18 protein-coding genes and 3 pseudogenes are annotated in these 24,768 nt (G+C 41.3%); 13 read left to right on the top strand and 8 right to left on the bottom strand.

What is annotated here, in order from left to right; genetic code table 11:
* Positions 1-115 (bottom strand): annotated as a pseudogene (locus tag VB836_RS30465) (transposase); the annotation flags it as partial.
* 419 nt (positions 116-534) lie between these two features.
* Between VB836_RS30465 and VB836_RS05095 the strand changes: the two are divergent.
* A complete protein-coding gene (locus tag VB836_RS05095) occupies positions 535-1,455 on the top strand; it encodes a sulfurtransferase (protein WP_323218304.1) in 921 nt (306 codons plus the stop codon).
* Here the strand turns inward: VB836_RS05095 and VB836_RS05090 are convergent.
* Positions 1,447-2,967, bottom strand: coding sequence for a CHASE3 domain-containing protein (locus tag VB836_RS05090; RefSeq protein WP_323218303.1), 1,521 nt, complete (start codon positions 2,965-2,967; stop codon positions 1,447-1,449). The two genes, VB836_RS05095 and VB836_RS05090, sit on opposite strands and share 9 nt — an antisense overlap.
* A gap of 410 nt (positions 2,968-3,377) precedes the next feature.
* On the opposite strand from VB836_RS05090, the gene VB836_RS05085 reads away from it, so the two are divergent.
* The 3 genes from VB836_RS05085 (at position 3,378) to rodA (ending at position 6,354) form a co-directional block, all read left to right on the top strand.
* A complete protein-coding gene (locus tag VB836_RS05085; RefSeq protein ID WP_323218302.1) occupies positions 3,378-4,550 on the top strand; it encodes an RNA-guided endonuclease InsQ/TnpB family protein in 1,173 nt (390 codons plus the stop codon).
* A gap of 102 nt (positions 4,551-4,652) precedes the next feature.
* Positions 4,653-5,012: a VOC family protein gene (locus tag VB836_RS05080; protein WP_323218301.1), complete on the top strand. Its 360-nt coding sequence runs from the start codon at positions 4,653-4,655 to the stop codon at positions 5,010-5,012.
* 88 nt (positions 5,013-5,100) lie between these two features.
* On the top strand, positions 5,101-6,354 hold the full coding sequence (gene rodA, locus VB836_RS05075) for a rod shape-determining protein RodA (RefSeq protein ID WP_323218300.1): 1,254 nt from the start codon (positions 5,101-5,103) through the stop codon (positions 6,352-6,354).
* Between the two features lie 351 nt (positions 6,355-6,705).
* On the opposite strand, the pseudogene VB836_RS05070 reads toward rodA, so the two are convergent.
* Together VB836_RS05070 and VB836_RS05065 are read right to left on the bottom strand one after the other, a co-directional pair.
* Positions 6,706-7,596, bottom strand: a pseudogene (locus VB836_RS05070) (RNA-guided endonuclease InsQ/TnpB family protein); the annotation flags it as partial.
* A gap of 113 nt (positions 7,597-7,709) precedes the next feature.
* Positions 7,710-7,952, bottom strand: a pseudogene (locus tag VB836_RS05065) (RNA-guided endonuclease TnpB family protein); the annotation flags it as partial.
* A 117-nt stretch (positions 7,953-8,069) separates the two neighbouring features.
* Between VB836_RS05065 and hpsP the strand changes: the two are divergent.
* Positions 8,070-9,233 (top strand): hormogonium polysaccharide biosynthesis glycosyltransferase HpsP, encoded by a 1,164-nt coding sequence (hpsP, locus tag VB836_RS05060; RefSeq protein ID WP_323218299.1) that lies wholly within the window; start codon positions 8,070-8,072, stop codon positions 9,231-9,233.
* Here hpsP and VB836_RS05055 read toward each other — a convergent pair.
* From VB836_RS05055 to VB836_RS05045, 3 genes are all read right to left on the bottom strand, one after another.
* Positions 9,230-9,700 carry a tellurite resistance TerB family protein gene (locus tag VB836_RS05055; RefSeq protein ID WP_323218298.1) on the bottom strand — a complete coding sequence of 157 codons (471 nt, stop codon included), beginning with the start codon at positions 9,698-9,700 and terminating at the stop codon, positions 9,230-9,232. The genes hpsP and VB836_RS05055 overlap by 4 nt on opposite strands.
* 258 nt (positions 9,701-9,958) lie before the next feature.
* Positions 9,959-10,312: a carbon dioxide-concentrating mechanism protein CcmK gene (locus VB836_RS05050; protein ID WP_323218297.1), complete on the bottom strand. Its 354-nt coding sequence runs from the start codon at positions 10,310-10,312 to the stop codon at positions 9,959-9,961.
* Between the two features lie 127 nt (positions 10,313-10,439).
* Entirely contained in the window at positions 10,440-10,748 is a 309-nt protein-coding gene (locus VB836_RS05045; protein ID WP_046281115.1) for a carbon dioxide-concentrating mechanism protein CcmK, read from the bottom strand.
* Between the two features lie 459 nt (positions 10,749-11,207).
* Here VB836_RS05045 and asnS point away from each other — a divergent pair, with 459 nt between their 5' ends.
* From asnS to VB836_RS05005, 8 genes are all read left to right on the top strand, one after another.
* Positions 11,208-12,599, top strand: a complete 1,392-nt coding sequence (asnS, locus tag VB836_RS05040; protein WP_323218296.1) for an asparagine--tRNA ligase — start codon at positions 11,208-11,210, stop codon at positions 12,597-12,599.
* Between the two features lie 199 nt (positions 12,600-12,798).
* Positions 12,799-13,287, top strand: coding sequence for a DUF1269 domain-containing protein (locus tag VB836_RS05035; RefSeq protein WP_323218294.1), 489 nt, complete (start codon positions 12,799-12,801; stop codon positions 13,285-13,287).
* 293 nt (positions 13,288-13,580) lie between these two features.
* Positions 13,581-14,915: an aromatic ring-hydroxylating dioxygenase subunit alpha gene (locus tag VB836_RS05030; protein ID WP_323218293.1), complete on the top strand. Its 1,335-nt coding sequence runs from the start codon at positions 13,581-13,583 to the stop codon at positions 14,913-14,915.
* A 182-nt stretch (positions 14,916-15,097) separates the two neighbouring features.
* Entirely contained in the window at positions 15,098-15,358 is a 261-nt protein-coding gene (gene remA, locus VB836_RS05025) for an extracellular matrix/biofilm regulator RemA (RefSeq protein ID WP_046281111.1), read from the top strand.
* Between the two features lie 131 nt (positions 15,359-15,489).
* Positions 15,490-16,050, top strand: a complete 561-nt coding sequence (gene gmk / locus VB836_RS05020) for a guanylate kinase (RefSeq protein WP_323218292.1) — start codon at positions 15,490-15,492, stop codon at positions 16,048-16,050.
* Positions 16,051-16,290: 240 nt separating this feature from the next.
* A complete protein-coding gene (locus VB836_RS05015) occupies positions 16,291-19,059 on the top strand; it encodes an FG-GAP-like repeat-containing protein (protein ID WP_323218291.1) in 2,769 nt (922 codons plus the stop codon).
* 903 nt (positions 19,060-19,962) lie between these two features.
* Positions 19,963-22,620, top strand: a complete 2,658-nt coding sequence (locus tag VB836_RS05010; RefSeq protein WP_323218290.1) for an FG-GAP-like repeat-containing protein — start codon at positions 19,963-19,965, stop codon at positions 22,618-22,620.
* 148 nt (positions 22,621-22,768) lie between these two features.
* Positions 22,769-23,842, top strand: a complete 1,074-nt coding sequence (locus VB836_RS05005; protein WP_323218289.1) for a TIGR03032 family protein — start codon at positions 22,769-22,771, stop codon at positions 23,840-23,842.
* Between the two features lie 124 nt (positions 23,843-23,966).
* On the opposite strand, the gene VB836_RS05000 is transcribed toward VB836_RS05005, so the two are convergent.
* On the bottom strand, positions 23,967-24,662 hold the full coding sequence (locus VB836_RS05000; RefSeq protein WP_323218288.1) for a calcium-binding protein: 696 nt from the start codon (positions 24,660-24,662) through the stop codon (positions 23,967-23,969).
* Positions 24,663-24,768: the final 106 nt, after the last annotated feature.

Raw genomic sequence — 24,768 nt, 5'->3', positions numbered from 1 at the left:
TATCCATCCAATACCGCAGACATGAGTTCCGAACAAACTGAGATGTTTGGATTACTTCATCGATTGCTTTATATTGGTGTGATTTCCCTTTTGCTTTGAATTCGTAGACTATCATTGACGCTAGCTTATTTGGCGTATAATATTACTATACCACATAGACATTTATGTGCAGAAAGTAAGTTAACCGTCGTTGACAACAAGGCTTGCATCCCGCTTTTTTTCGGTCATGCTGACATCCGACTAGAATCCTCCTCCAAACTTGTTTGAGTCTTGGGAACGCATAAACGAACTCAAAGTCCTGCTATTATCTCATTGAGCAGAGGATCTTGAGGTAGTAAACAGTACATTTACAGAGGGGCTTCTTCCAGAGTTTAACTTAACGGAATCTCAATCAACATTTGACTTCCTTTGCTTTTTCTTTAGTTTTGCAGCTAACTTTAGGGGGAAAACTTGCTTCTCAGTGGTATTAAACCAAACATTCTCAGCAGTTCCATAGGTTTTCTGGGGTTGACGGGATTAGGATTGATAGCAATTGTGATCATCATTGTTTCTCTAAAGCCAGGAACTCCCGCCCTTGATCATTCGAGTCGGTCTAAATTTACTCAAGATTCCCAACCCTCTGAAATCCCTGAACATCAATGGATTGTCAGTGGTGAACAAGCCAAAATCTTGTTAAAACAAGGTGCAACCCTCTTAGATGCTCGTTCATTAAAGATTCTACACTGGGAACGCTTAAAAGATGCAACTTTTATCAGTTGGCAGGACTTTTCACGTCCAAACCCACCTGATCGCGGTAAACTACTGAGCGATGATCAGGTTTTAACTCAAAAATTGCAAGCAATTGGTATTTTTAGTCATAAACCCGTTATTGTCTACATTGACCCAAAAACCGGATGGGGTGAAGAAGGTCGCATTGTTTGGATGTTACGCAGTTTAGGTCATTCTCAAGCGGTTTGGGTAGATGGCGGTTATGCGGCGTTAGTTAAAGCAGGTTTAACGCTTGAAAATAGTCTCAAACCCACTCAACCCCCCAAGGGAGATTTTCAAGTTAAACGTCGCCCTGACTGGGAAATTAATCGCTCGGAAATCAAAAATCATTTGAATCATCAGAATTTAGTCATCATAGATAGTCGTGAACCCCGAGAATATGCAGGAGAAACGCCCTACGGAGAACAACGAGGCGGTCATATTCCCGAAGCGATTCACCTTTATTATAAAGACTGGCTGGATGAAAACGGAATGTTACTTCCCCGTCAAGTCATTTTAGATCAATTAGCAGAAAAAGGCATTACACCCGAAAAAGAAATTGTTAGCTATTGTACCGGAGGTGTACGATCAGCTTGGTTAACTTCTGTGTTAGTTGATTTAGGATTTTCAGCCAAAAATTATCCAGGTTCCATGTGGGAATGGTCAGCCTCTCCCCCCGAAGATTATCCACTTTTGAAATTAAATTAAATAAGAGTTAGGAATAGAGGAAATTGTCGGATTGAAGATATTTTGCTGAAAACGTTCTAAATATATTTTGACCACTAAATCATTAGGATTGGTTTGATAACAGTCTTTGAAAGCTTCACTCGCCTCAATAAAATTTTGCTGGTGATATAAAGAAACGGCTTCAGAAAATGTTGATAAATTTGATAATTTAGCCGATAAATCTTCGGGCGAATCTGCATTAAAAACTTCATAAACTGCTACTGATTCTGAGCGTCCTTTAACCTGAACTCGATCAATTAAACGAATAGCATAGTCTGTTTTAGATTGTAGACGACAAAATGTAGACTCAGAAATTAATAAAGGAATTTGATAGATTTTCGTTAATTCTTCAATTCTAGAGGCTAAATTAACGGCATCACTAATCACTGTTCCTTCCATATGATGAGAATCTCCAACCGTTCCCAACATCAATTTTCCTGTATTAATTCCAATGCCAATTTCTAGAGGAATATAGCCTGATTTTATTCGATTTTGATTATATTCATTTAAAGTTTTTAACATAGCAATTGCTGCTTTGACTGCATCATCAGAACTTCGGCTAAATAAAGCCATAATTGCATCGCCAATATATTTATCAATAAAGCCATGATGTTCAGTGATAACAGGTGTCATTCGAGAGAGATAAGCATTAATGAGTTTAAAATTATCTTCAGGAGAAAGACTTTCACTGAGGGCAGTGAATGAACGAATATCCGAAAATAATACAGACATTTCTCGTTCAACTTGATCGCCTAAATCAACCTCAAGAATACTCTGTTTATTTAAAAGTTCAATAAACTTTTCAGGAACAAAACGTAATGCGGCTTTATTAAGTTCGATCAACTCCATTTGAGCTACAATTTTTTGACGAATCTCCCGATAAATCAGTAAATAAAGAACAGAAAGCAATCCTAAATCAAAAAAAATTCCTAAAGCTAAAACAATATAACTGTTTTCAATAACTTGATCGGTGACTTTTAAACGCTGTTCAAACAATCGTTCTTCTTCTTGTTTCATTTCCTGCAAAACTTGACGAATTCCGTCCATCAATTTTTTTCCCTCATTGGTTTTGACCAATTCAATTGCGGCTTGATTACTCACCGTTCTAGAGAGAGTAATAGTTGTTTCCAGTTCTAATAATTTTTTGTCAATCAAATTCGATAAAGATTGAATATTTTGCTGTTGAATCGGATTATCTAAAGTCAAGGATCTGAGGATATCCAAATCTTGATCAATCTGTATAATCGCATTTTTATAAGGTTGTAAATATCGTTTTTGCTGCGTGAGCAAATAGCCTCGCTGACCCGTTTCAGCATCCGACAAATCGGCGGAAATATCTTCTAAAACTCTTAAAACTTGCTTGGTATGAACTTCCCACTGTTTTGTTTCAGCTAATCGTTTAGCGGTTTCATAGCCACTCGAAGTAACCAATATTAATAAAGTAGAAGAAAGCCCAAAACCCAAAAAAACTTTTTTTTGTAGAGAAAACTTCATAGAACCCGCCGATTTTCCAGGTAAAAATTAAGTTGAATTCTACCCAAAACCCTAAATTTTCAACCCTAATCTTGTCACTTCTTCAGAATTGATTGAGATGCAGAGGGTCTTCTTTCATTATGCCCCACAACAGAAGAACAAGCTCAACCGACCAAAAGTTTGAACCCGCTCAAAAAAAAATACACCCAACCCGTTAGGGAGAGTGTGTTTAGGTTATACCTATGAACGTATAACACTTAGAGCCATTCTCCCTAACATACGTCTGAGTGATCACCCCTTATGCACTTTAGAGCAAAGCGATCGCCAAACTTACCTGCAAGTCGGACTTCAAAGCGGCACAATAGAGAAGTAACTTAGTAGACGATTTATGGTACAAAACGGTACTATCTGTAAGATCAGATAATAGATCTATGCAACGAGCCTTTCAAACCCAACTCAAACTTAACAACCGTCAAAGAACCTTAATGGCGACCCACGCCGGATATTCTAGGTGGGTCTGGAATTGGGCTTTGGCGATGTGGAATGAAGCTTACAAACAGGGTTTAAAACCTTCAACGAATAAGCTAAAAAAGTTCTACACCAATCACATTAAGCCAAACTATCCCTGGCAGTCAACGCTAAGTTCTAGGGTTTATCAATTTGCCTTCATGCACTTGGGGGAAGCTTTCAGTCGCTTTTTTCAAGGCGTTGCCAAACATCCTAAGTTCAAGAAAAAAGGCAGAAATGATAGCTTTACGATTGATAATTGTGGCAAAGTAATGAGGTTTTCAGGGAGAAAATTGAAGCTTCCTTTTATTGGATGGATCAGCACTTATGAACCCCTACCTGAAATCAACACAAAGCGAGTCACAATTAGTCGAGTAGCTGATTCTTGGTATCTGTCTGTAGCCTACGAATTTGAGCCAGAACAGACTGTTAAATCAAGAGTTTATCTGGGTGTTGATGTTGGAGTTAAGGCATTGGCTACCTGTTCAGATGGTACTGTTTTTGACAACCCCAGAGCTTACAAAAAAGCTCAAAAAAATCTGGCTCGACTTCAGCGCGAACTCTCGAGAAAACAGAAGGGTTCTAACAACAGGAATAAAGCTAGACTGAGACTTGCAAAAGCACATCAAAGAGTGGCTAACATTCGCAAAGATACAATTCACAAACTAACCTCATGGCTATGCAAAAACCACGCAGTTATCGGGTTAGAAGACTTGAATGTTTCTGGGATGATGAAAAATCATAAATTAGCGGGTGCTATTGCCGATTCTGCTCTTTATGAAATTCGCCGCCAAGTCGAGTATAAGTCCGAGTGGTACGGCTCAGTAGTAGTTTTTGCTGACAGATTTTATCCGTCAACTAAGACCTGTTCAAGTTGCGGTCACGTTCAAGAAATGCCACTGAAAGAACGAGTTTTTAACTGTAATAATTGCGGTGTAAGCGTTGACCGTGATTTAAATGCCAGCCTAAATTTAGAAGGTTATGCCGAGGGCTTCTTGGTAAAAAGCCTGTCTGACCGGGTGCTGCCGACAGTCCGGGGTGAGGCACCGAACGAAACATTAATACGGTTTATACCGTGTTATATCAGTTTTCGATAGCAGGCGGTAGAATAATCTCACTCGGTTCGCGAGTCAACCGCAAGCCCCGGCTTTAAAAGGCGGTGTTCGGTTGACCAGAAAAGCACGTTAACAATTATTGCCATGAAGCTAAAACGACTAGGCCACGTAGCCATTTGTGTCAACGATATAGACAAAGCGGCACAATTCTATAAAAATTTGGGCATGAGGTTGGTTTGGAAAGATGCAGACTGGGCCTACCTCAAAGCCGGAGAAGATGGGTTAGCCCTACTAAGTCCCGGTTATGACCAAGCAGGCGCCCATTTCGGCTTTGTATTTAGCGATCGCAGCGAAATGGAAACCGCCTATGAACACCTCAAAACCCAAGGGATCGAGGTAAGTTCTATTCACGAACACCGAGACGGCACCGCCTCCTTCTATGGTCGAGATCTCGATGGAAACTCCTTTGAGTACCTATACGAACCGACTGCAACCTCAAACTAGAAATTCCCAACCAGGGACTCCCGACTGTGCCTGAAAGCGTTTGAAAACGATAGAAAAACGACCATCTGCAAAACACGACCCGATAACTATGTTTGAAAAAATGCGCCTGGGAAGACGTCGGCGAACTCCCTTTTCAGCTTGGGATCAAGTTGATTATCCCCTATTTCTTCTGTCGATCGGTCTAACTATCTTAGGCGGAGTGATGATCCGCAGTGTCGAACTCAACCAAGGTCTGACAGACTGGTGGCAACATTGGCTGATGGGCGGTATCGGTTTAGTTGCCGCTATCGGGATTGCCGGATGCCGTTACGAACGCTTATTAGACTGGAAATGGGTGATTTATGTAGCCACCATTATCGCCTTAATTGCGGTACAGATTATCGGGACCACCGCTTTAGGGGCGCAACGTTGGATTAATATTGGCGGCTTTCACGTCCAACCCTCAGAATTTGCCAAAGTCGGGATTATTATCACCCTAGCGGCCTTATTACACGAACGCACGACCCCAACTATCCCCGATGTGATCAAAATGTTAGCGATCGCGGCGGTGCCTTGGGGATTAGTGTTTATCGAACCCAACTTAGGAACCTCGCTGATTTTCGGTGCCATTACCCTGGGAATGTTGTATTGGGGAAATGTTCATCCGGGTTGGCTCATTTTATTGGTTGCTCCCATCGGTTCAGTGATTTTATTCACAGTTAATCAACAAGCCGGGATCGTTTGGGCGGTATTGATGGGGTTTGTCGGTTGGTGGAGTTTACCCATCCGTTGGCTGACTGGCCCCTTGGCATTGCTGGCAAATTTAGGCGCGGGAGAACTCGGAACTTTCTTTTGGGGTTTACTGCAAGATTATCAAAAACAACGGCTGACTGGGTTTCTCAACCCCGAACAAGATCCCCTCGGTTCAGGATATCATTTAATTCAATCCCGGATCGCCATTGGTTCAGGACAACTGCACGGACGAGGACTCTATCAAGGCACTCAAACCCAGTTAAACTTTATCCCAGAACAGCACACCGACTTTGTTTTTTCTGCCATTGGCGAAGAACTTGGCTTTATTGGTTGTGTTTGTGTATTGGTTGTCTTTTGGATATTGTGTTGGCGTTTGGTGATGATCGCCTTAACTGCAAAAGATACCTTTGGTTCCCTGCTCGCCATTGGGGTTTTGTGTATGATCGTGTTTCAGGTTTTTGTTAATATTGGCATGAATATCGGGTTAGCTCCAGTTACAGGTATTCCTTTGCCTTTCCTGAGTTATGGTCGATCAGCTTTGTTGAGTAATTTTATCGCGATCGGACTGGTGCAGTCTGTGGCAAATCATCGACAACGGATTAAGTTTTAATGGAGTCAGGACTCAGGAGTCAGGAGTCAGGAAGTTCAGGAGTTCAGGAGTTCAAGAATTCAAGAATTATCTGAAAAACTGATAACTGATAACTGTTCACTGTAAATACTGTTGACATCCTCTCCGTCGTAAACAACGGAGATTCCAAACATCACTGTTTGGGTTTCCTCTTTCGTTGAGTTGACTTACTCAACTGGGTTTCCCCACTTAAGCAGAGATCAGTCTCTCGGGAGGCGTTGATTTCCGTCTGCCCGACGGTATTTTAAAAACAGATATTAAGCGGAAAAACGGATTAAGCTACGTGTGAGAAGCCTAGATTTATGCGTTTTACAGTCAAGTTAATCCGTTAATCTATTTCTTATCCGTTTCTTGATTTGATAGTTGTTTAAGTGCAGATTTTAGAATATTTTTGGCGGCATTTTCATCTCGGTCTGCTACATACCCACAGTGAGGACATTTATGAGTTCTCGTACTGAGAGTTTTGACAACCTTTTCACCACAATTTGAGCAGTTTTGAGACGTGTATGCAGGTTCAACGGCAATCACCGTCACCCCATAAATTCTCCCAAAATACTCTAACCATTCTCTAAATCTGTACCAAGCGGCATCGTTAATTGACTTGGCTAGATGATGATTTTTAACTAGATTGCGTATCCGTAGGTTTTCAATCGCTACCAAATCGTTAGACTGTATGACGTGTTGGGCCTGTTTACAAACCCAATCATTACGCCTGCGTGAAACCTTAAGATATTTTCTACCTAAACGATTTCTGGCTTTTGAGCGGTTTTGACTTCCCTTTTTTGTTCGAGATAACCGACGTTGCAGCTTTTTAATTCGTCGCTCATCTTTTCTTAGAAAACGGGGATTCTCTACCTGTATCCCGGTGGAATCTGTGTAGAAATAGTTAAGACCTACATCAAGCCCTGTTTGTTTGTTGCTGAGTTCTTTGTTTTCCTCCCTTTCATGGTCTATCAAAAATTGAGCATAATACCCATCGTGTCTTCTAATCACTCTAACTCGTTTAATTTGTTGGAGTTGATAGAAGTGTAAATCTCGGCTACCCCAAAGTTTAAATGTACCTGCTTGAAACTTATCAGAAAACGTTAAATAGCGTCTATCTTCTGAAAGTTTCCATCCCGATGTTTTGTATTCAACAGATGCTCTGACTTGAGATTTTTTAAACTTTGGGAATCCTTTTCTACCGGATATTTTTTGCCGACAATTCTTATAGAACCTCTCAATTTAAAACAGATAGGATAAGGATTTAACGGATTAAGCTATCTGTGAGATGCCAAGATCTATGGGTTTTACAGTTAAGTTAATCCGTTCTTCCGCTTCTCTATCCGTTTTTAAATGGATGCCCATGCTCTTTCTGCGTGGGCTTGTCGAGCCATAGAATTGAGTTGGTTTACCCAGGGAAAACTCGGGTTGTCTGACAGTAGTTTGCAGTAGGTATAAGCATCGTTACGACTTTTGATTTGACCGTCTATCCATGCTTTAATGATGCTGTTGCGAACAAACCTACCAGTACGGATAGCTTCGTCTAACCTTTTGTACTGGGCTTTTGTTCCTTGTAGCTTCATTTCATAGACAATCATGTTTATCATTGTCGCACCACGATAAGTTATTGTACCATACAATAATCCGTCGTGAACGACGGGGCTTTAAACCTGTTTTTTATTGGTAACAGGTCACTGATAACTGATAACTGTAAAATGCGGATTCTTCAAATTGTTCCTTCTATTGCGTTAGTTTATGGTGGCCCTAGTCAGATGGTGCGGGGACTGTCGGCAGCGTTGGCGACGCAAGGGGTTGATGTAACCATTTTAACGACAGATTCTAATGGGGATATTGGTCAACCGCCTTTAGATGTTCCCCTCAATCAACCTGTTCGTGAAAATGGTTACACCGTGCGTTATTTTCGCTGTTCGCCGTTTCGACGCTATAAATTTTCCCTGAATCTATTAAACTGGTTATGGCAACACGCTAGCGAGTTTGATTTAGCCCATATTCACGCTTTATTTTCTCCGGTCAGTAGTGGGGCGGCGACGGTGGCGAGAATGCGAAATTTGCCTTATATTTTGCGACCTTTAGGAACCCTTGATCCGGCTGATTTGCAGAAAAAAAAGCAATTAAAAAAAATTTATGTAGCCCTACTAGAACAAGGTAATATTGCCGGATCTGCGGCTCTGCATTTTACCAGTCAACTCGAAGCAGAAGTTTCTGAACGTTTTGGGGTATCTACACGAGATTTAGTGATTCCCTTGGGGGTGAATCCTCCCCTATATGAGAAAAACACAGAATCCAACAATCCTCCAGTGATTTTGTTCATGTCGCGGATTGAACCCAAAAAAGGGTTGAATTTACTGATTCCGGCGTTAGAACGAGTGTTAGCCGCCGGACATCGGTTTCAATTTGTTTTAGCGGGATCGAATCCTCAAGATCCCGCCTACGAAGCCCAAATTCAAACCCAGATTCAACAATCTTCTTTAGCAGAATACACGACCATTACAGGGTTTGTCACTGGGGAAGAGAAAGCGAGATTATTACAAACGGCTGATTTATTTGTTTTACCCTCCTATTATGAAAACTTTGGTATTGCTGTAGCGGAAGCAATGGTAGCGGGAATACCTGTCGTGATTTCAGATGGAGTGCAGATTTGGGAGCAAGTCAAACAAGCAGAGGCGGGTTGGGTGAGTGAGTGTGAGGAGTTGGAGATCGCGACGTTGATTGGATCAGCTTTGCAAAATCAACAGGAACGCCAGCGTCGCGGGAGAAATGCTAAACAATTCGCTCTACAGCAATACAGTTGGGATGCGATCGCTCAACAAACCATCCTTGCCTATCAGCAAATTTTAGACGGTAGACAGGTGAGTTAACTCTGATGGGCAATTTCAATGGCGTTATACTCCTCAACTTTGAGATCCAAAATTTGAGAAGCGGTTTCGACGGGGATATCCATGATATTCCACAGACGCACTAAAAAGCTTTTTTCCTGGGGGGATAACTCGCCATCAATCAAAACCAAGTCAACAGCGACAGTAAATGCTGTTTCTTGCAATTCTGCGGGTAAAGACTCTCGGGCGATCGCCACTAAAGGATCAATTCCTCGCGTTGAAAGCAAGTTAAACAACTTTTCTAGCAGTTCCGTCAAACGTTGCTCTGAGTATCCTTGAAACAGATAGACTTGGAGTAATACCTCGACAATGCGATGACGTTCCTGATTGGAGAGATAACCATCAGCAGCGATGGCAGCGACAGCTATTGCGGCAAACGCTTCAGCCGGAGATAATGATATTCGGTGATCGGTCTCCTGAACACCAAACATTTTCTCAAGTAAATTCATATTCTCAGAATTCCTCTCTAAAGGTGATCGATATGTCAACCCGTTCTATGCTAGCGAGGATCTAAACAAACTCGCAACTTGCTAAGGAAAGAGGGGACAGGGACATTGACCAAAAAATAATCAGAAAACAAACAAACAAATTGACTTCAGAAGTTCTCGCGCGTCACTCAAACCTCTACCAAAACTGCTGTCCCAGATTTTTTAAGATTCACATTTCTGATTGCAGACTCGATATTATTGTCCCCATACCCCAGTTTTCTATCGACGGTTAGGCATTCCCGGAAGTGTTAAGCCTTCTGCGGCGGCTCGATATTGTTCAACTTCCTCGCTAAAATCAATCGGTAAAATGGCAACTACGTTTTCATGGGGACGAGGAATAATCACCCAGGTTTCCAATGCACCCCCGTACACCTTTTCTACTGCCGCTATTCCGGCATCCATAGCCGTCTTAACTTCGGAGACATCCCCCCGAATCATTACGGTGAAACGCGCACTCCCGGCTCGAATATAACCGACTAATGTAACACGGCCTGCTTTAACCATCGCATCGGAGGCGGCCAGAATTCCCGGAAATCCCTTCGTTTCGAGGGCGCCAACGGCTTGTTGTGACATGGAAGTTCTCCTGAATGAATGAATGCAAATGTGATGGAGTTAGACTAGATTGATTTTAGGAAGATTGGCGACCGTCTCGTTTAAATCAAAGTTATGTTAAGCTTCAGTATCGCTAATCTGTTCAAGATTAAACCCGGAAAGGTTCACTTTCTTCGCTATATGCAATGGGAAGAACAGCTTCCAAGTTTTCGGGAGGATTGGGAATGGTGTAGTGAGTGATAATTGTACAACCAAAGGTGTTCTCAGCCGCTCTAATTCCAGCTTCCATTGCAGGTTTCACTTCAGAAACTCCTCCCCGAATCGCAACCATAAACTCACCCCGTTCGGCTAACCCATAGTACACCAAAGTCACTCGTCCTGCTTTAACCATTGCATCAGCCGCAGCTAGCACACCAGGAAAGCCAAGGGTTTGAATAACGCCAACTGCCTGTGGCATTGAATCGGTCTCCTACACTTCTAAACAGAGATTGAAATCGATAATCTTTGATTGTACCAATAAAGAGGCAAGAGGGAATAGGGGACAGTTTACAGTTTACAGTGACCAGTTATCAGTGAAGACAGTTACCAGTTATCAGTGACCAGGGGATAGGGGATACAGTTTACAGTTTACAGTGACCAGTTATCAGTGAAGACAGTTACCAGTTTACAGTGACCAGGGGATAGGGGATACAGTTTACAGTTTACAGTGACCAGTTATCAGTGAAGACAGTTACCAGTTTACAGTGACCAGGGGATAGGGGATACAGTTTACAGTTTACAGTGACCAGGGGATAGGGGATAGGGAATAGGCAATCTTGTAAGAGGTTATGGGGAAGAATCTACCGTGAAAAATGCCGAGGGAGTGTCAAAATTGTAGGAAGTAGAAGAAATGGGTCAGTTTAAGGATAGAACTTGTATGACGACGCGACGTATTGCAGAAATACTCAGAAGTGGTGAACCTGATGAAGTTGTAACGGTTCAAGGGTGGGTTCGAACCAAACGGGAGTTTAAAGAATTTGCTTTTGCTGAAGTCAATGATGGTTCTGCGATGGCAAATTTACAAGTGGTACTCAATGCCGATTTAGAAAACTATCAAGATATTCTCAAACAGCTTAACACAGGTGCGTCTATTGAGATTGTGGGAACGTTGGTTGAATCTCCCGCCAAAGGACAACGCCTTGAATTGAAAGCCAATTCTGTTATGATTTATGGCGATGCTGACCCTCAAACCTACGTTTTACAGAAAAAGCGTCACTCTTTTGAATTTTTACGAACGATTGCTCATTTACGCCCACGAACGAATACTTATGGTGCTGTTTTTCGGGTGAGAAATGCTTGTTCTGCGGCGGTTCATCAATTTTTTCAAGAACGGGGTTTTTTATGGATTCATACTCCGATTATTACCGCCAGTGACTGTGAAGGTGCAGGGGAAATGTTTGGCGTTACCAGTTTGGATTTAAATAATTTACCCTTAACTGAATCAAAGGATGTTGATTTTAGCAAAGACTTTTTTGGAAAGCCTGCTTTTTTAACGGTTAGTGGTCAGTTACAAGCCGAAATTATGGCGATGGCGTTTGGAAATGTTTACACGTTTGGGCCGACTTTTCGGGCTGAAAATTCTAACACTTCTCGCCATTTAGCTGAATTTTGGATGATTGAACCGGAAATGGCATTTTGTGATTTAGAAGGGGATATGGATTTAGCTGAATCTTTCTTAAAATACATCTTTAAGTTTGTGTTGGAAAAATGCCCCGAAGATATGGAATTTTTTAACGAACGCATTGATAAAAGCGTATTAGAAACTGCTGACAATATCATCAATAATCAGTTTGAGCGCTTGACCTATACTGAAGCGATTAAACTTTTAGAAAAGGCAGATAAGACCTTTGAATTTCCCGTGAGTTGGGGTTTAGATTTACAATCCGAACATGAACGCTATCTCGCCGAAGACTTGTTTAAAAAGCCTGTAATTGTTACGGATTATCCGAAAGACATCAAAGCTTTTTATATGCGGTTAAATGAAGATGGAAAAACCGTTAGGGCGATGGATGTATTAGCCCCGAAAATAGGCGAAATTATTGGCGGTTCTCAACGGGAAGAACGCTTAGATGTTCTCGAAAATCGCATGGCGGAAATGGACGTAAACTCTGAAGAACTTTGGTGGTATTTAGATTTACGAAAATATGGTACTGTTCCTCATGCGGGATTTGGTTTAGGCTTTGAACGAGTGGTACAATTTATGACGGGAATGGCTAATATTCGCGATGTGATTCCCTTCCCTCGAACCCCGATGAGTATCGATTTTTAAGTCGTTTTGGGGGCAGGAAACTCACCACGATCGACACAAAGACACAAAGATTTACTCTTGACTTTTCTCTGGGTCTATTGTGGTTGTTATTCTTTCTGTTTCAGGAGTCAGTCAGAAAAGTTTTCTCACGTCCCCTGATCGTGGTATAATGCGGTCGTTAGAGCTTAACATTAATAACTGAATTCAGGGGAAACTAATCATGGCTAATTTAACGGTTTGGAAATTTAACAGCCCTGATGGCGCAGAGAATGCTTTAGCGAAGTTAAAAGAGTTGCAAAAGCAACATTTAATCACCATTGTAGATGCGGCAGTTGTCACTTGGCCTGAAGGAAAAAAGAAACCCAAAACCAAACAAGCTGTTGATATAACCAGTTTGAGTGCATTAGATGGCGCGTTTTGGGGAATGCTGTTTGGATTAATCTTTTTTGTGCCAATTCTGGGGATGGCAATGGGTGCTTTAGCGGGTGCTTTGAGTGGTCATTTTAGTGATTATGGCATCAACGATGATTTTATTAAAGATGTGCGCTCAAAAGTTACAGAAGGAACTTCTGCGCTGTTTTTAATGAGCGAAAAAGCAACGGTTGATAAAGTTCTGGATGCGATGACAGGAGAGCAAACTGAATTGATTCAATCTAATCTATCTCAAGAACAAGAAGACAAGCTCAAAGAACATTTTAGCATTGCCTAATTTCTGATTAATTAACTGATTGATTGGTGTTCAGGGCTTGTTGTAGGGGCGGGTTCATTACAGTTTACAGTTTACAGTTATCAGTGACCAGTTTTTACAGTTTACAGTGACCAGTTTTTACAGTTATCACTGGTTACTGTTCACTGGTAACAGGTTACTGTTCACTGGTTACTGGTTACTGGTCACTGGTCACTCTCTTACAAACTTTGCTCTCGGCGGAAACCGCCGGGCCGCAAGTTTGCGCTGTTCACTGTTTAAACCCGCCCCCACAATACTGCTCACGATCAAAAAAGATGTCTTCTAAATTTAATTTTTTTCAAAACTGGTATCCTCTCTCACCTGTTGAAGATCTTGATCCGGAAAGACCGACTCCTGTTACACTGTTGGGACTAAATTTAGTCATTTGGAAGCCAAAATCGAGTCAAACTTATCAAGTATTTTTAGATCAATGTCCCCATCGTTTAGCCCCGTTGAGTGAGGGTAGAATTGATGAAAAAACAGGCAATTTAATGTGTAGTTATCACGGTTGGCAGTTTGATGAACAAGGGATTTGTACAACTATTCCTCAAGCGGAAAAGCCAGAAATTATTAGTAAAAACAAACAAAATTTTTGTGTTAGAAAATTTCCCACCCAAGAAGCCAATGATCTGCTTTGGGTTTGGGCTGATCCAAATTCAAGTGAACAAGCTGCAAATACTCCATTACCTTTATCCCCTCAAATTGATGCGAGTCAAGGCTTTGTTTGGTCATCTTACGTGCGGGATTTAGAATATGATTGGCAAACCTTAGTTGAAAATGTAGCTGATCCCAGTCATGTTCCTTTTGCCCATCATGGAGTACAAGGAAATCGTAATCAAGCGATACCCATTCCGATTAAAATTATTCAATCTACAGCAAGTTTAATAGAAGCCAAAACCCAAGGACGTTTTAATACAACCATTACGTTTGAAGCGCCTTGTCGTTTGGAATATGCTATCGAATTTGGAACCGATGGAAAACAAGTCGGTTTAGTGACTTATTGTCTTCCCGTTTCTCCCGGAAAATCGAGAATTGTTGCCCAATTTCCCCGCAACTTTGCTAAAACCCTGCATCGAATTATTCCTCGTTGGTGGACTCATATCAAAACTCGAAACTTAGTTTTAGATGGAGATATGATATTTTTACATCAACAGGAACGTTTTCTCCAACAAAAACAGCAAACCGAAAGTTGGAAAACCGCTTATAAACTCCCTACAGAAGCTGACCATTTAGTGATAGAATTTCGCAAATGGTTCGATCAATATAGTCAAGGAAAATTACCCTGGGAAGAAGTCGGGATTTCTCAGGCGGAAACTTTATCACTTCCTAAAACCCGACGAGAAATTTTAGATCGCTATCACCAACATACTCAACATTGTAGCAGTTGCCGAGGCGCATTAAAAGCGGTTAAACGCTGGCAAATTGGATTAATTGTTTATTTTGCGATCGCCCTTTCGAGTGCAGCTATTTTACCCGATCATTGGCGTTTAACAGTAGGTTTACCGTTAGTTATAACCGCCTTAGCCAGTTTAGGAATTTACGCGGGGCTGAAATATGGGTTAGAACCCCAGTTTTACTTTATTGACTATATTCATGCGGAGAAAAAATAATTCAAACCCTAAAAAACATTTTCCGATCAGATCGGGTATCAAAGTCTAAAAAAATATTCAACCCCGTAGTTACACCTAAAATCGGTATTTTGAGTCAGATTTTGCCTTGTAAGTCTAAAAAAATCTCTTTATCATTAAATTAAGAGTTTAAAACCTCTGCGATCCCTATTCCCAGGCTTTACATGGATATTCAGCTTATTAATATCGGTTTTGGTAATATTGTCTCTGCCAACCGAGTGATTGCCATTGTTAGTCCTGAATCTGCTCCGATCAAGCGTATCATCACAGATGCACGGGATCGAGGACAATTAATTGATGCCACCTATGGCCGTCGAACTCGGGCTGTAATTATTACAGATTCTAGTCATGTTATCCTTTCTGCTATCCAACCGGAAACAGTTGCTCATCGATTTGTCGTCAATAAAGAAGATTCGACGGTGTGAAATCGACTAAGTGACTGCACTCAGATATAAATTGATGGTTATTTTTCAGTTGGACAGTGTAATAATAACAAAATATTTTCAAGGTTCATCCCTCGAACCCCTGAGATTTGCTGAATAATAGCGAGAATGACATGGTATCTAAAGGTAGGTTAATTGTAATTACTGGGCCGAGTGGCGTGGGCAAAGGGACTCTAGTCCGCGAACTTTTGCAACGCCATCGTGAACTTCATCTGTCGGTTTCTGTAACTACTCGTTCCCCCCGTCCTGGTGAAGTCGAGGGCAAACATTATTATTTTGTTGATCGTAGTCGGTTTGAAGAGATGGTGCAGAATGGAGAGTTGCTAGAATGGGCAGAATTTGCGGGAAATTATTATGGCACTCCTCTGTATCCGGTTCAAAAACGAATTGAAGCCGGAGAGTCGGTATTATTGGAAATTGAGTTAATTGGGGCTAGACAAATTCGAGAACGATTTCCCCAAGCCCAACAAATCTTTATTCAGCCGCCTTCGATGTTAGAATTAGAACGTCGGCTACGAAGTCGGGGTCAAGATTCCGATGAAGCGATCGCCCGTCGTTTAAAACGAGCAGCAGAAGAAATTAACGCAGCCCAGGAATTTGATTTTGAACTCGTCAATGATGACTTAGATGAGGCACTCAAACAACTGGAAAATGTATTATTTGCAGTAGTTTAAATGGCTGGATGAGGTTGAGTCTGTTGGAAATTGTCTTTCCTCAAAAACTTGAATAATAAATCAATTTTGGAGGCCAATTTGACTCTCTCATCTGCCCGGTGATAAAGTTACAAAAGGTCACACAATTTCAGGCAAATTGGCAACTACTTATCAGAAAATTTTCTACACTTGAACTATCAAGTGTTACGCCCATTTTCTAGACCCAACAAACATTACTTCATAACCAGAGAGTATTCAATTATGCTCCAAGCCTCTAACAATAGTGTGGTCACATTTTCTCCCGTACCCGGATCTCCCTTTGAAATTGACAATTTCAATCCGATTAGTTTCGCAGATTTTAACAATGATGGTTCGGTAGACAAAGCCGTTGCGGAGACAAGCTTTGATGAAATCTCCTCTAATAACACAACAAATGTCTCTGTATTTCTAGGAGATGAATTAGGAGAATTCTCATCGAATTCCAGCTTTACAACTGAGTTGGATGGGTTTGGTCAAACTATCCAAACCGGGAACTTTGACGGAGATGGTAATCTCGACTTAGCCCTTCAAAGAAATGTATTGAACTCAGATTCCGATATTTATTCTAATCAGAATACACTCACATTGTTATTAGGAAATGGGGACGGAGATTTTAGCTTAGATCAAGAAGTTGATCTGGGAGAAGATGCTAGCAATATTATGGTTGCTGATGTAAATAATGATGGCTTAAGCGATCTCCAAATCCAAGAGTTTCCCGTCTTTCCTCTCTTGCCTTCCCCAGTGGTAGACCCTCCGGCAGAACCGATTTCAGGCGATGATCCTTTACCTGTAGAGATTCCTTCTGAACGGTCACTGCCCTTTCCAGAAAGTAGCACTGTTGAAGTGTTATTGAGGGATGAGAATGGCTTTAATCCCGTACCCGGATCTCCCTTTGAAATTGACAATTTCAATCCGATTAGTTTCGCAGATTTCAACAACGATGGTTCGGTAGACAAAGCCATTACTGAGACAATCTTCGATCAAACCTCGTTTACCAATAAAACAAACGTCTCCGTATTTCTAGGAGATGAGTCCGGAGAATTCTCATCGGATGCCAGCTTTACAACTCAGTTTGATGGGTTTGCCGGAACTCTAAAAACTGGAAACTTTGACGGAGATGGTAATCTCGACTTAGCCGTTCAAACAACTGTATTTAACTATGATAACTATACCTCCAGTAGTCAGAGTACACTCTCATTACTATTAGGAAATGGAGAAGGAGATTTTAGCTTAGATCAAAATGTTGATCTGGGAGAAAATGTTAACAACGTTATCGTCGCCGATGCCAACAACGATGGGTTAGAAGATCTCGAAATTTCCACCTCTTCTTTCAACGCCAGTCTTGATATTTTGTTCGGAGACGAACAAGGAAATTTTGCCCCAGGTACGGAGATTGAACTGGAAGATTCCAGTCCGGTTGCAGCCGGAGATGTCGATAGCGATGGCATACCCGACCTAGTTGTTATTGATGGTTTTCCAGGAAATCGCAGCATCCAAATATTGTCAGGTAATGGCAACGGAGAATTTGAAGAAGGTAGCAGTATTCCTCTGAATGAAGACTTTCAATATCTCAATGAGATTGATGTTGTCGATCTCAATGGCGATGGTAGTCTTGATATCGTTGTAAAGGAAGATAATGGCTTTTATTTTCCTGCGAATAGTTCGGTCAACCGTTCTTCGGTACTGTTGGGAGATGGAACCGGAGAGTTTAACTCACCTAGCACTCCAATTGAAGTCTTATCTGGAAAACCATCCACAGTGGGTGACTTTAATGGAGACGGTAACTTTGACCTCGTAACTGAGCGAAATTCCTACAATTCTTACAGTTTTGATCTTCAAACTTCAGTGCTGTTTGGAACTGGTGAGGGCGAATTTAGTGGAAGTCGTGATGTTAATGTCGAAAATCCCAAATTCTTCAAATCGGCAGATATTGATGGTGATGGAAATCTTGACCTGTTAGCGGTCACCAGTGAAGCTGATCCCAATAACTCCTTCTTGTTTGAAGATAGCCTGGAAGTCTTTTTAGGAGATGGAACGGGTAATTTAGAACTTCAACAAACCATCGCCCTAAATGAATCAGTTAGTGATCTAATTGTAGGCGATTTCAACGGTGATGGTCAGTTCGATGCCGCAGTGAATTCCTATAATTTTGTTGATTATTATTCGAATAGTCAGATTACTGTGTTACTGGGAGATGAGCAAGGGAATTTGAATCCGGCCGAAAACTCTCCATTCCAACGGTACGGTTTTGGTTCGTTTGCCTTGGCTGATTTCAACGGAGACGGTAATCTAGACTTGGCGCAACCTAATTCCTCCTACACTCAAGAAATCTCGGTATTGCTTAATCAAGGAGACAACAGCGATGATGATGATGATGATGATGATGATGATAGTGATGATGATGTATTAGTCGGAACGAGCGGAGATGATTCCCTGGTTGGAAGCACAGAAGACGACGTTATCGAAGGTTTAGAGGGTGATGATGTTTTAGCGGGTGACTTGGGTAATGACCTGATCTCCGGGGGTGACGGTGCAGATCTCATCCGAGGGGACTTAAATGATCGTTCTCCTGGTGGTTCAGACGGCGGTAATGATACCCTAATTGGGGGTTCAGGTAATGATCAAGTGGGCGGTAAAGGCGGTAATGACGAACTCTTCGGCGGTGAAGGAGAGGATCAACTTTTTGGTGATGATGGCGATGATCTATTGCGAGGCGGTCTAGGCAATGATACCCTGACTGGGGATGACTCATCTGGCGGTGAAGGAGTGGATACGTTTGTCCTCGCCGAAGGTGAAGGAATTGATACTATTGTTGACTTTGAACTGGGGATCGATTTGATTGGTTTAGCGGAGGAAATTACCGCCGACCAACTGTCTATTACTGCGAATGGAAACAATACAGAAATCAGTCTAGGAGGCAATGTACTCGCCATTCTCAATGGGGTAGATACTCCTGATTTCATCGTTGAAGATCCATTCATTCAAATCTAGAAGACTACCTGTAGAGGCGTTCATCTCGAACGTCTCTCATCTGCCGATAATAATCAATAATCCGCTCAAAGGGGCGGGTTCATTACAGTTATCAGTTATCAGTTATACAGTTATCAGTTTTTACAGTTATCAGTTATCAGTTATCTGTTACCAGTGTTTTCAGTTATCAGTCAACTGTTACCTGTTACCAGTGTTTTCAGTTATCAGTTTTTTCCTGACTCGGTGACTCGGTGACTCCTGTCTCGGTGTCTCGGTGACTCGGTGACTCCTGTCTCCTGTCTCCTGTCTCCTGTCTCCTGTCTCCTGTCTCCTGTCTCCTGTCTCCTGTCTCGGTGACTCGGTGACTCCTCCGTTATTTATAACTGTTCAACCGGATATAACTGTTCACTTCCCCTGCTCTTCAACGACAATTCAAGAGTCTAAGCATAAATGTAGAATAATGTCAAGCCGCTCATTTCTGTGACTGGTAAGTGGATGAAAGGTTTCCTAGTATGGTAATAGTAAAAATTGCAGTAAAAACTGGAATTTTAAGGGTCTGCTCTACATTAAAAGCTGTTGTTCAAAGTTCATCTTGCTCATTTTTGAAGATTCAGTAAAGGTAATTTACTTTGAAGTTAGAGGTGAATAAAGTTGACTCATGGATGATATACAGCTTGAGTTCTAATCTACTCTGTAACCATTGCCCTTGCTCATGCTGTAACAGAACAAAAGATTAGTGATGATTTTGTCGATAAAGCGGCTCAACACATAGCAGCTTAAAAGTATCCAATGCAAAGTATTAGAGATTTAAAGGTACCTTAATCTCTAATGCTTTTGGTAAATTTGGTAAAAAATTGCTGTACGAATGTAGGTTGCTAAATTCGTACAGAACAAATACGCTTTCATAACCAGAGGTAATTAATTATGCTCCAAGCGTCTAACAATAGTGTGGTCACATTTGATCCAGCACCCGGATCTCCCTTTCAAATTGTCAATTTCATTCCAACTCTTTTCGCAGATTTAAACAATGATGGTTCGCTAGACAAAACCGTTGTTGAGACAATCTTTGATGACACCTCGTTTACCAATAAAACAAACGTCTCCGTATTTCTAGGAGATGAGTCCGGAGAATTCACATCGGATGCCAGCTTTACAACTAAGTTTGATGGGTTTTCCGGAATTTTCAAAACTGGAAACTTTGACGGAGATGGTAATCTCGACTTAGCCGTTCAGACAACTGTATCTAACTTTGATAACTATACTTATAGTAGTCAGAGTACACTCTCATTGTTATTAGGAGATGGAGAAGGAGATTTTAGCTTAGATCAAGGTGTTGATTTGGGAGAAAATGTTGGCAATGTTACGGTTGCTGATGTAAATAATGATGGCTTAAGCGATCTGCAAATCCAAAATTTTTCCTTTTTCCCCTCGCAGGTTGAAGTGTTATTGAGGGATGAGAATGGCTTTAATCCCGTACCCGGATCTCCCTTTGAAATTGACAATTTCATTCCAACTCTTTTCGCAGATTTTAACAACGATGGTTCGGTAGACAAAACCGTTGTTGAGACAATCTTTGATGACACCTCGTTTACCAATAAAACAAACGTCTCCGTATTTCTAGGAGATGAGTCCGGAGAATTCTCATCGGATGCCAGCTTTACAACTCAGTTTGATGGGTTTTCCGGAATTTTCAAAACTGGAAACTTTGACGGAGATAGTAATCTCGACTTAGCCGTTCAGACAACTGTATCTAACTTTGATAACTATACTTATAGTAGTCAGAGTACACTCTCATTACTATTAGGAGATGGAGCCGGAGATTTTAGCTTAGATCAAGGTGTTGATCTGGGAGAAAATATTAACAACGTTATCGTCGCCGATGCCAACAACGATGGGTTAGAAGATCTCGAAATCTCCACCTCTTTGTTCAAACAAACTGTGGATATTTTGTTCGGAGACGAACAAGGAGATTTTGCCCCAGGTACGCAGATTGAACTTGAAAATATCAATCAAGTTGCAGCCGGAGATCTTAATAGCGATGGTATATCTGACCTCGTAGTTGTCAATGGTTTTTCTGGAAATTTCAGCATCCAAATATTGTCAGGTAATGGCAACGGAGAATTTGAAGAAAGTAGCAGTATTCCTCTTGATCAAGACTTCCAATTTCCCAATGAAATTGATGTGGTAGATTTCAACGGCGATGGTAACCTTGATGTCCTGCTTAAGGAATATTCTGTCTATAATTCTGAGTCGGGTAATTCTGTCAACCGATCTTCGGTACTGTTAGGAGATGGAACCGGAGAGTTGAACTCACCTAGCACTCCCATTGAAGTCTTATCTGGAAAACCATCCACAGTGGGTGACTTTAATGGAGACGGTAATTTTGACCTCGTAGTTGAGCGAAGTTCCTACAATTCTTACAGTTTTGATCTTCAAACTTCAGTGCTGTTTGGAACTGGTGAGGGCGAATTTAGTGGAAGTCGTGATGTTAATGTCGAAAATCCCAAATTCTTCAAATCGGCAGATATTGATGGTGATGGAAATCTTGACCTGTTAGCGGTCACCAGTGAAGCTGATCCCAATAACTCCTTCTTGTTTGAAGATAGCCTGGAAGTCTTTTTAGGAGATGGAACGGGGAATTTAGAACTTCAACAAACGATTGAACTCAATCAATCAGTCAATGATCTCATTGTAGGCGATTTCAACGGTGATGGTCAGTTCGATGCCGCACTCAATTCCTATATTTTTGTTGATTATTCTTCGAGTAACCAGATTACCGTGTTACTGGGAGATGAGCAAGGGAATTTGAATCCTGCCGAGAATTCTCCATTCCAACGGAACGGTTTTGGTTCGTTTGCCTTGGCTGATTTCAACGGAGACGGTAATCTAGACTTGGCGCAACCTAATTCCTCCTTCATTCAAGAAGTCTCGGTATTGATCAATCAAGCAGACAACAGCGATGATGATGATGATGATGATGATGGTGATGATGATGTATTAGTCGGAACGAGCGGAGATGATTCCCTGGTTGGAAGCACAGAAGACGACGTTATCGAAGGTTTAGAGGGTGATGATGTTCTGGCGGGTGACTTGGGTAATGACCTAATTGAGGGAGGTGACGGTGCAGATATCATCCGAGGGGACTTAAATGATCGTTCTCCTGGTGGTTCAGATGGCGGTAATGATACCCTAATTGGGGGTTCAGGTGATGATCGAATTGGCGGTAAAGGCGGTAATGACGAACTCTTCGGCGGTGAAGGAGAGGATCAACTTTTTGGTGATGATGGCGATGATCTACTGCGAGGCGGTTTAGGCAATGATACCCTGACTGGGGATGACTCATCTGGCGGTGAAGGAGTGGATACGTTTGTCCTCGCCGAAGGTGAAGGAATTGATACTATTGTTGACTTTGAACTGGGGATCGATTTGATTGGTTTAGCGGAGGAAATTACCGCCGACCAACTGTCTATTACTGCGAATGGAAACAATACAGAAATCAGTCTAGGAGGCAATGTACTCGCCATTCTCAGTGGGGTAGATGCTTCTGATTTCATCGCTGAAGATCCATTCATTCAAATCTAGAAGACTACTTGTAGAGGCGTTCATCTCGAACGTCTCTCATCTGCTGATAATATCATCTCCGGTTGATTAATGCGTGTTATGGGGGCGGGGATGATTGATTAGCCGGACATGATATTAGCTAAAATTAAAATAGTCTATACCTTTAATAATGGAATCCAAAACTGACTCTACACAACCGCCATCAACATCACCCCAAATTACCGCTTCTTCCCATTTCACGGACTGGTTGCAAGAGAAGCAAATTAGTTTAGCCTTTACGACTTATCAAACCTCACGACTATTACTCATTGGTGTGAATCAAAATGGGGGAATTTCAGGTTTTGAGCGATTATTTGACCGGGCGATGGGATTATATGCGACACCCGAACGACTCTACATGAGTTCAAAATATCAACTCTGGCAATTCAATAATGTTCTCAAACCCGGACAATTTTATAACGGTTATGACCAACTCTATATTCCGAGAATCGGCTACACAACTGGAGATTTAGATATACATGATATTGCGATAGATAAAAGTAATCGCATCATTTTTGTCAGTACGTTATTCAATTGTTTGGCAACGGTTAGTCTACAAAATAGCTGTACACCGCTTTGGAAACCGCCTTTTATTTCTAAAATTATCAATCAAGATTGTTGTCATCTCAATGGTTTAGCAATGGTAGACGGAGAACCGGGCTATGTGACGGCGGTGAGTCAGGTGGATATTGTTGATGGCTGGCGAGAGAAAAGGCAAAATGGAGGGTGTGTGATTGATGTTAAATCAAATGAAATCATTCTCACGGGATTATCAATGCCTCATTCTCCGCGTTTTTATCAAGAAAAATTGTGGGTGTTGAATTCAGGTCGGGGTTATTTTGGTTATATTGATTTAGAGCGAGGCAAATTTGAACCGATTACATTTTGTCCCGGTTATTTACGGGGTTTAGCCTTTTGGGAAAATTGGGCAATTGTCGGATTATCAAAACCTAGAAATGGAACTTTCTCGGGCTTAGAATTAGATGATAACTTAGAGAAAAATAATGTTCAACCTTGTTGTGGTTTGATGGTAATTGATTTGCAAACGGGTAAAATTATTAATTGGTTACGATTAGAAGGGATTATTACAGAATTATACGATGTGCAGATCTTACCAGACGTTCAACGACCAATGGCTCTCGGATTTCAAACTGATGAAATTAGCCGTTTATTAACTTTAGATCCGATTGATCCTCTGTTTTAATCATCTCTGTAATTTTTGGATTGATTGATTGTTAAATTTTGAGTTGAAACTCTAGTGAAAAAATAGAGGCGTTGTATTCAACGTCTCTACAGTTCACAACTCAATCAATAAATCCCAAGAGTTCTTAAAGAACCGGAGTAATATTTCTACCAATTTCTAATTCTCCTGCATTCACACCCGGTAGAAAAGCAATCAAATCTTCATTGGCAATAATCCCAACTCCTGCCCCTAAATCTCCAAAGGTAAAATCAAGAAATCGAATCTGACTATTACTGTTAACATTAATTCGATCTTCTGCGGGTGAAAAGTCAGTAATCAAGGCATAATCTGCATTTCCCCCACCAATATAATAAGATAAAATATCATCCCCGACAACAAAAACATCAGCCCCAATTCCGCCACTGAAAGTATCAACTTCTCCTTGTCCGGGAATGGGTGATGTAATCTCTACTCCAATTAATAAATCATCCCCTTTATCACCGGAGATTAAATCATTTCCCGCCCCCCCAAACAGGTTATCATTGTCTTGACCCCCAAAAAGACTATCATTTCCTGCTCCTGCGGCTAAAAGATCATTCCCTAAATTCCCAAAAATTTGATTATTGCCTTGTTGATCATTAATAAAATCGTTATTTTGACCGCCAAACAAGGTATCATTTCCTTCATTCCCCGAAATATTATCTCTGCCTTGATTTCCAACAACAGTATCATCTCCGAGAGCCGCATTAATCTGATCATCTCCCTCTAAGCCAAAAATAAAATCATTCTCCCCAGTTCCGACGAGAACATCATTTCCCGAAGTTCCTAAAATTTCTGCCATATTATCAATGTGAGTGAGTTAAAACGAACTAAAAATTTTGAGGTCAATGAGTCAATCGTAAAAAGTAATCGTGATCACTTTCAAGGCTTGAAATTAATCAAAATAT

This window comes from Limnoraphis robusta BA-68 BA1 (genome assembly GCF_034932365.1).
Lineage (GTDB): Bacteria > Cyanobacteriota > Cyanobacteriia > Cyanobacteriales > Microcoleaceae > Capilliphycus > Capilliphycus robustus.
Note: the sequence above shows the minus strand (reverse complement) of the source record. Positions and strands in the feature narration are given on the sequence as shown.

Bases quoted from the DNA above. Each gene is read 5' to 3' on its own strand.
- VB836_RS05090 (WP_323218303.1), bottom strand. From the start codon at position 2,967: ATGAAGTTTTCTCTACAAAAAAAAGTTTTTTTGGGTTTTGGGCTTTCT.
- VB836_RS05085 (WP_323218302.1), top strand. From the start codon at position 3,378: ATGCAACGAGCCTTTCAAACCCAACTCAAACTTAACAACCGTCAAAGA.
- VB836_RS05080 (WP_323218301.1), top strand. From the start codon at position 4,653: ATGAAGCTAAAACGACTAGGCCACGTAGCCATTTGTGTCAACGATATA.
- rodA (WP_323218300.1), top strand. From the start codon at position 5,101: ATGTTTGAAAAAATGCGCCTGGGAAGACGTCGGCGAACTCCCTTTTCA.
- hpsP (WP_323218299.1), top strand. From the start codon at position 8,070: ATGCGGATTCTTCAAATTGTTCCTTCTATTGCGTTAGTTTATGGTGGC.
- VB836_RS05055 (WP_323218298.1), bottom strand. From the start codon at position 9,700: ATGAATTTACTTGAGAAAATGTTTGGTGTTCAGGAGACCGATCACCGA.
- VB836_RS05050 (WP_323218297.1), bottom strand. From the start codon at position 10,312: ATGTCACAACAAGCCGTTGGCGCCCTCGAAACGAAGGGATTTCCGGGA.
- VB836_RS05045 (WP_046281115.1), bottom strand. From the start codon at position 10,748: ATGCCACAGGCAGTTGGCGTTATTCAAACCCTTGGCTTTCCTGGTGTG.
- asnS (WP_323218296.1), top strand. From the start codon at position 11,208: ATGACGACGCGACGTATTGCAGAAATACTCAGAAGTGGTGAACCTGAT.
- VB836_RS05035 (WP_323218294.1), top strand. From the start codon at position 12,799: ATGGCTAATTTAACGGTTTGGAAATTTAACAGCCCTGATGGCGCAGAG.
- VB836_RS05030 (WP_323218293.1), top strand. From the start codon at position 13,581: ATGTCTTCTAAATTTAATTTTTTTCAAAACTGGTATCCTCTCTCACCT.
- remA (WP_046281111.1), top strand. From the start codon at position 15,098: ATGGATATTCAGCTTATTAATATCGGTTTTGGTAATATTGTCTCTGCC.
- gmk (WP_323218292.1), top strand. From the start codon at position 15,490: ATGGTATCTAAAGGTAGGTTAATTGTAATTACTGGGCCGAGTGGCGTG.
- VB836_RS05015 (WP_323218291.1), top strand. From the start codon at position 16,291: ATGCTCCAAGCCTCTAACAATAGTGTGGTCACATTTTCTCCCGTACCC.
- VB836_RS05010 (WP_323218290.1), top strand. From the start codon at position 19,963: ATGCTCCAAGCGTCTAACAATAGTGTGGTCACATTTGATCCAGCACCC.
- VB836_RS05005 (WP_323218289.1), top strand. From the start codon at position 22,769: ATGGAATCCAAAACTGACTCTACACAACCGCCATCAACATCACCCCAA.
- VB836_RS05000 (WP_323218288.1), bottom strand. From the start codon at position 24,662: ATGGCAGAAATTTTAGGAACTTCGGGAAATGATGTTCTCGTCGGAACT.